This is a genomic window from Methylobacterium sp. CCH5-D2 (genome assembly GCF_001556475.1).
GTDB lineage: Bacteria > Pseudomonadota > Alphaproteobacteria > Rhizobiales > Beijerinckiaceae > Methylobacterium > Methylobacterium hispanicum.
The window spans coordinates 1-6,151 of record NZ_LSIX01000285.1; the positions used below are offsets into that span (position 1 = coordinate 1).

Genomic DNA, 6,151 nt, shown 5'->3' on the forward strand with positions numbered 1-6,151 from the left:
GACCTCCATCGTGGCCTTGTCGGTCTCGATCTCGGCGAGCACGTCGCCGGATTTGACCGTGTCGCCCTCCTTCTTCAGCCACTTCGCCAGCTTGCCCTCCTCCATGGTCGGAGAGAGGGCGGGCATCAGGATGTCGGTCGCCATGTTCTGCTCTGTCGTGGGGCGGCGGGGCGGCCAGTGAGGCGGGCGGCTATTGCGTGCGTGCTGGAGAGCGCCGGTCAGGCGCTCGCCTCCAGCAGGATGTCGGTCCACAGCTCGGAGGGATCCGGCTCGGGATCGTTGGTGGCGAACTCGGCCGCGTCGTTGACGATCTCGCGCACCTTGGCGTCGGTCGCCTTCAACTCGGATTCGTCGACGCCGTGCAACTCGATCAAGCGCTTGCGCACCATCTCGATCGGATCGTGCTCGTCGCGCATCTTCGAGACCTCGTCCTTCGACCGGTACTTGGCCGGGTCGGACATCGAGTGGCCGCGGTAGCGGTAGGTCTGCATCTCGAGGATGTAGGGGCCCTGGCCGGAGCGGGCGTGCTCGATGGCGCGGGTCGCCGCCTCGCGCACGGTGCGCACGTCCATGCCGTCGACCTGCTCGCCCGGGATGCCGAAGGAGAGGCCGCGCTTCGAGAAGTCCGTCTGCGCCGAGGCGCGGGCGACCGAGGTGCCCATGGCGTAGCGGTTGTTCTCGATCACGTAGACGACCGGCAGCTTCCAGAGGGCCGCCATGTTGAAGCTCTCGTAGACCTGGCCCTGGTTGGCCGCCCCGTCACCCATGTAGGTGAGGCTGACCTTGCCGTTCTCCCGGTAGGCGTCCGCGAAGGCGAGGCCAGTGCCGAGTGCGACCTGAGCGCCGACGATGCCGTGGCCGCCGAAGAACTGCTTCTCGCGGCTGAACATGTGCATCGAGCCGCCCTTGCCGCGGCTGTAGCCGCCACGGCGGCCGGTGAGTTCGGCCATCACGCCGCGGCTCTCCATGCCGGTGGCGAGCATGTGGCCGTGGTCGCGGTACCCGGTGATGACCTGATCACCCTCGACCGAGGCCATCTGCATGCCGATGACGACGGCTTCCTGGCCGATGTAGAGGTGGCAGAAGCCGCCGATCAGGCCCATGCCGTAGAGTTGGCCCGCCTTCTCCTCGAAGCGGCGGATCAGCAACATCTCGCGGTAGGCGTGAAGGTCCTCGTCACGGGTGAACTGCGGAGCGTTCGGGGCGGGCCGGTGCGCCGCCTCCGCGCCATCCTTGGTCGCCTCAGGCTTCGCCTGCGCCGCGTCCTTCGCGGCGTCCTTGCCGGCGTCCATGCTTCGCTCCCCGGAATATGACCGTTTCGGGGCTCGGTTTAGGCCAGGACGACCGCGATTGCGAGTGGCGCCCCTCTGACAGCCATGCATGGTTGTCAGGGCGATACCACCTCTAGTTTCGGGCTTACGGCGTGATCACAACCACATCGTTTGCATGAACCCGTCCGAGTACGACGCGGGCGCGTTCCTCGAGCAGATCGCGGTCGATCTGCTCGCTCCGCAACAGGGCGACCCGGTGTTCCCAGGTTGCGCGCTCGGCCTTGGCGGCGGCGAGTTCCTGCGCGAGCCCGTAGGCCTGGATCTTGAGCGTGCGCTTGGCTTCCAGCCCGCGGTTGCCGTTCTCGGCCTGCGTGACGAAGTAACCCACGACGAGTGCCGACACGCTCCAGAGAGCGAGCGGGAGCACGACCATTCTGACGCGGCGACGGACGACCATGCCCCGACCATCCCGCGGCAAGGTTACGAATGCCCTAACGCAGCCGGGATGTCCGTCAGGATGTCTTGGAGAACGCGAAAGCCCCCGGCCTCGCTGACGCCGGGGGCTCGAAGGACCGCAGGCCGACGGCTCAGCGGCCGAGCTGCTTGATCGCCTGGCGGCCGGCGTAGCGCCCCTGCGGCCCGAGGCCCTCCTCGATGCGGATGAGCTGGTTGTACTTGGCCAGTCTATCGGAACGGGCGAGCGAGCCGGTCTTGATCTGTCCGCAATTCGTGGCGACCGCCAGATCCGCGATGGTCGAGTCCTCGGTCTCGCCGGAGCGGTGCGACATCACCGCGGTGTAGCCGGCGCGCTGGGCCATATCGACGGCGGCGAGCGTCTCGGTGAGCGAGCCGATCTGGTTGACCTTGATCAGGATCGAGTTGCCGGTGCCGCTCTCGATGCCGCGCGACAGGCGCTCGACATTGGTCACGAAGAGATCGTCGCCGACGAGCTGGCAGCGGCTGCCGATCTTGTCGGTGAGCAGCTTCCAACCCTGCCAGTCATCCTCGGACATGCCGTCCTCGATCGACAGGATCGGGTACTTGGAGACCAGCTCCGCGAGGTAATCGACCTGTTCCTCGATCGCTCGCGTGCGGCCCTCGCCCTCGTAGTGGTAGGCGCCGTCCTTGAAGAACTCGGTGGCGGCGCAGTCGAGGGCCAGCACCACGTCCTGGCCGGGCTTCAGGCCGGCGGCCTGGATCGACTCCATCACGAAGTCGAGCGCGGCCTCGGCCGAGGGGAGGTTCGGGGCGAACCCGCCCTCGTCGCCGACATTGGTGTTGTGTCCGGCCTTCTTCAGGGCGCTCTTGAGGGTGTGGAACACCTCGGCGCCCATGCGCACCGCCTCGGCCAGCGAGTCGGCGCCGACGGGCATGATCATGAATTCTTGGAAGTCGATCGGGTTGTCGGCGTGCGCGCCGCCGTTGATGATGTTCATCATCGGCACCGGCAGCACCCGGCCCTGAACGCCGCCGACGTAGCGGTAGAGCGGCAGGCCCGAGGTCTCGGCGGCGGCCTTGGCCACGGCGAGCGAGACGCCCAGGATCGCGTTGGCGCCGAGCCGCGCCTTGTTCGGGGTGCCGTCGAGATGGATCATCGCCTCGTCGACGGCGACCTGATCCTCCGCATCCATGCCGCCGATCGCGTCGAGGATCTCGGTCTGCACCGCCTGGACGGCGTTGAGCACCCCCTTGCCGCCGTAGCGTCCCTTGTCGCCGTCGCGCAGCTCGACCGCCTCGTGCGCGCCGGTCGAGGCGCCCGACGGCACCGCGGCGCGCCCGAAGGAGCCGTCCTCCAGAAGCACGTCGACCTCGACGGTCGGATTGCCCCGGCTGTCCAGGATCTCGCGGGCGGCGATGTTGGTGATCGCGGTCATGGAAATCCCCTCCCCTGTCTGCGTCGGCGCGCCGCGGCGCCACGAATCGGCGACGGGCCCGCGGCGCGTGGTCGCCGGGCTTATTGTCCAACCTCGGCGGTCCGGCAAGCCGTGCGTTGGATACCTGCCCCTGGCGCGCGTCGTCGGGTGGCGCGCGGCTGCCCCGCCCCGGCCGTTGATGCAACGGCGCGGCCCGCGGGGTATAGCGGTCGGATGACGAACGATACGCTCCAGCTCGGGCAGGCCACGCCCCTGCCCACCTCGCCTGAGGAAGCCCGCCTCGACCGTGTCCCGAACCCGCATCCCGACACGGATTACTGCGCCCGCTTCACCGCGCCGGAATTCACCTCGCTCTGTCCCGTCACCGGCCAGCCGGACTTCGCGATCCTGGTGATCGACTACGTGCCCGACCGATGGCTTGTCGAATCGAAGGCGCTGAAGCTCTATCTCGGTGCCTTCCGCAACCACGGCGCCTTCCACGAGGATTGCACCGTTGCCATCGGCAAGCGGCTCTCCGAACTCCTGGAGCCGCGCTACCTGCGGATCGGCGGATTCTGGTACCCGCGCGGCGGCATTCCGATCGACGTGTTCTGGCAGACCGGCGAACCGCCGAAGACGGTCTGGCTGCCCGACCCCGGAGTGCCACCCTACCGCGGACGCTAGAGCGCACGAAAAAGGCGACCGGCTCGCGCCGGTCGCCCTTCATTCAACCCTGTGGGTGTCGGCTCAGTAGCCGTAGCCGTACCCATAGGCCGGGCCGCCGTAACCGTAGGCCGGGCGGCCGTAATAGCCGTCCCGGGCGTAGGCGTCCCGCGCCGCGCCAGCCGCGATCGCACCCGCCGCAAGGCCCGCGATGCCGAGGCCGACAGCTGCGCCGGTACCGATGCCGCGGCGACCGCGATGTCCGTAACCGTAGCCCGCGTGCGGGGCGTAGCCATGGCCATAATAGCCGCGCGGCCGGGCGTCTGCCGCCGTCGTCGCGAGAGTTCCGAGGGTCAGAGCGGCGGCGGAGATGATGGCGAACTTGCGCATGATATCCTTTCTCGATCAGTGATCGATTTCGGGGATTCAACGCCGATCCGGCGCGAGGGTTCCGCCGGTCTTCGTTCTCGCAATACTGGCACGGTGCCGCCTATCGACCGGGTAGGACAGGGTTCCGCCGAGATGAACGGAGCCTGAACCCCTTTCGCACCTTGTTCCGACGACGCAGAACCCTCCTCGGCGCGCCGAACTCCGAACCTCCTTCCACACGCATGGACGTCGCCGACGGACGCTCTAGGATCGGGCGCCCCCACGGAGACTTCCGCATGGATACCCTGTCGCTCGTCCTCGAGACCTTCGCGCCGATCGAGGGGCGGCGGATCCTCGACATCGGTTGCGGGTCGGGCGTCCTGGCGAGAGCTCTCGCGGAGCGGGGCGCTGCGGTGACAGGGATCGATCCGGGCCAGGCCGCGATCCGGGCCGCCGCGGCCCGGGTGCCGGACGCCCGGTTCGAGCGGGCCTCGGCCGAGGCCATGCCGTTCGCCGACGGCACCTTCGACGGCGCCGTGATCCTCAACGCCCTCCACCACGTGCCCGGACCGGAGTCCGCGCTCGCGGAGGCTGCGCGCGTCGTCGGTCCGGGCCGCCCGATCGTCGTGGTCGAGCCGCTGGCCGCCGGAAGCTTCTTCGCGGCGCTCAGACCCATCGAGGACGAGACCGCGATCCGGGCGGCGGCGCAGGCGGCCATCGCGGCGGCGATCGCCTCGGGCGCCTTCTCCTGCCCCCGCGACGTCACCTTCGAGCGGCACGAGACCTTTCCCGACCTCGCGGCCTTCCTGGACCGGGTGACGGCCGTCGATCCCGCCCGCAAGGCGGCGATCGCGGCAGACCCGGCGGGGATCCGCGCCGCCTTCGAGGGCGCGGCGGCGCCCGGAGAGGACGGCTACCGCCTGACGCAGCCCCTGCGCGCCCACGTGCTAGTCCCGGCGCGCTGACCCTCGGTCCGCGCCTCAGGCGTCGGGCCGTGCCTTCGCCAGCCGGTCGAAGGCCAGGAGTTCGTCGAGGAGCGCCGGCATGTCCGCCAGCGCCACCATGTTGGGCCCGTCCGAGGGAGCCCGATCGGGATCGGGATGGGTCTCGATGAAGACGCCCGCAACCCCGACCGCGACCGCGGCCCGGGCCAGCACGGCGACGAACTCGCGCTGGCCGCCCGAGCTCGCCCCCTGTCCGCCGGGCTGCTGCACCGAATGGGTCGCGTCGAACACCACGGGCGCGCCGCCGGTGACCTTGGCCATGATGGGCAGGCTGCGCATGTCGGAGACGAGGGTGTTGTAGCCGAAGGACGCGCCGCGCTCCGTGACGATGACGTTCGGGTTGCCCGCCTCCGTGACCTTGGCCGCCACATGCCGCATGTCCCAGGGGGCGAGGAACTGACCCTTCTTCACGTTGACCGCCCGGCCGGTTCGCGCGGCGGCGAGTAGCAGGTCGGTCTGGCGGCAGAGGAAGGCCGGGATCTGGAGCACGTCCACAACCTCGGCGACCGGCGCGCATTGCTCGGCCGCGTGCACGTCGGTGAGCACCGGGAGGCCCAGCCTCTCGCGGATCTCGGCGAAGATCGGCAGCGCGCCCTCCAGGCCGAGACCGCGCGCGGCCGAGCCGGACGTGCGGTTGGCCTTGTCGAAGGAGGCCTTGAAGACGAGCCCGATCCCGCGCGCCTCCGCCATCGCCTTGAGCGCCGCGGCGATCTCGAGGGCGTGGTCGCGGCTCTCCAACTGGCACGGGCCGGCGATGAGCGCGAGGGGCAGGTGGTTGCCGAAGGCGGCGCTGCCGACCTTCACGACGGTGGGGGTGTTCGAGGCTGTATCCGACATGCGGCCGGTCTAGCCGGGCGCGAGCGCCCGCGGAAGGGCGGCCTTGCGCACGAGGGAGCCCTTGCGCGGGCGGCCGTCGCGCCGCTCGACCACGCAGAGGCTGACGAAACCCGCGAGGCCCACGGCGCGCGGGTTTCGTCAGCCTCTGCGTGGT

8 protein-coding genes are annotated in these 6,151 nt (G+C 69.7%); 2 read left to right on the top strand and 6 right to left on the bottom strand.

The window, feature by feature from the left end:
* The 4 genes from AX737_RS31925 to eno all read right to left on the bottom strand — a co-directional run.
* Positions 1–144: biotin/lipoyl-containing protein (locus AX737_RS31925; protein WP_156453578.1), on the bottom strand; the 144-nt coding region annotated here is incomplete at its 3' end.
* 74 nt (positions 145–218) lie between these two features.
* Positions 219–1,292, bottom strand: coding sequence for a pyruvate dehydrogenase (acetyl-transferring) E1 component subunit alpha (gene pdhA, locus AX737_RS07665; protein ID WP_066920328.1), 1,074 nt, complete (start codon positions 1,290–1,292; stop codon positions 219–221).
* Between the two features lie 124 nt (positions 1,293–1,416).
* The gene (locus AX737_RS07670) at positions 1,417–1,728 is read right to left on the bottom strand and encodes a septum formation initiator family protein (protein WP_066920330.1); all 312 of its coding nucleotides are present in this window, start codon (positions 1,726–1,728) and stop codon (positions 1,417–1,419) included.
* 130 nt (positions 1,729–1,858) lie between these two features.
* Positions 1,859–3,145: a phosphopyruvate hydratase gene (gene eno, locus AX737_RS07675; RefSeq protein ID WP_066920332.1), complete on the bottom strand. Its 1,287-nt coding sequence runs from the start codon at positions 3,143–3,145 to the stop codon at positions 1,859–1,861.
* A 213-nt stretch (positions 3,146–3,358) separates the two neighbouring features.
* On the opposite strand from eno, the gene queF reads away from it, so the two are divergent.
* Positions 3,359–3,808: a preQ(1) synthase gene (queF, locus tag AX737_RS07680; protein WP_066920334.1), complete on the top strand. Its 450-nt coding sequence runs from the start codon at positions 3,359–3,361 to the stop codon at positions 3,806–3,808.
* A 63-nt stretch (positions 3,809–3,871) separates the two neighbouring features.
* Here queF and AX737_RS07685 read toward each other — a convergent pair whose 3' ends face one another.
* Positions 3,872–4,177 (bottom strand): hypothetical protein, encoded by a 306-nt coding sequence (locus AX737_RS07685; RefSeq protein ID WP_066920336.1) that lies wholly within the window; start codon positions 4,175–4,177, stop codon positions 3,872–3,874.
* 275 nt (positions 4,178–4,452) lie between these two features.
* Here AX737_RS07685 and AX737_RS07690 point away from each other — a divergent pair, with 275 nt between their 5' ends.
* The gene (locus tag AX737_RS07690) at positions 4,453–5,121 is read left to right on the top strand and encodes a class I SAM-dependent methyltransferase (RefSeq protein ID WP_066920338.1); all 669 of its coding nucleotides are present in this window, start codon (positions 4,453–4,455) and stop codon (positions 5,119–5,121) included.
* Positions 5,122–5,136: 15 nt separating this feature from the next.
* Here the strand turns inward: AX737_RS07690 and kdsA are convergent, their stop codons facing one another.
* Positions 5,137–5,997, bottom strand: coding sequence for a 3-deoxy-8-phosphooctulonate synthase (kdsA, locus tag AX737_RS07695; RefSeq protein ID WP_066920340.1), 861 nt, complete (start codon positions 5,995–5,997; stop codon positions 5,137–5,139).
* Positions 5,998–6,151: the final 154 nt, after the last annotated feature.